This is a genomic window from Spirillospora albida, assembly GCF_000718255.1.
Lineage (GTDB): Bacteria > Actinomycetota > Actinomycetes > Streptosporangiales > Streptosporangiaceae > Spirillospora > Spirillospora albida.
This window is the reverse complement of record NZ_JOFJ01000083.1, coordinates 1-300: the sequence shown is the minus strand read 5'-3', so window position 1 is coordinate 300 and position 300 is coordinate 1. Positions and strand designations below refer to the sequence as shown.

Annotated in this window: 1 pseudogene; it reads right to left on the bottom strand. The window is 69.3% G+C overall.

Annotation, left to right across the window (positions count from 1 at the left end):
- Nucleotides 1–234, bottom strand: a pseudogene (locus IE99_RS0128630) (IS982 family transposase); the annotation flags it as partial.
- Between the last annotated feature and the right edge of the window lie 66 nt (nt 235–300).

Here is a 300-nt window from a genome sequence, read left to right as displayed (position 1 = left end):
GGACTGGCCGGGCAGGCGCGGGAACAGGTGCCCGATCCGGGCCGGCGCCGCCCGCAGCCACCGACGCTCGGAATCACACCCCAGCAGCACCTGGGCGACGGCGACGCACACCAGCTCGGCGTCGTTGAGAACCCGCTGCGGGCCGCGCCTGCGGAGCCGGTCGGCCGAGCGCAGGACATGGTCGTCCAGATGGACATAGAGTGCGGTCAGAAGGGCGTCCAGGTTTGTCTTCACACACTGATCATGGGCGCCCTTCGCCATGCCCGCGGCCGGTTCAGCAAACCCCCATCAACGATCTAG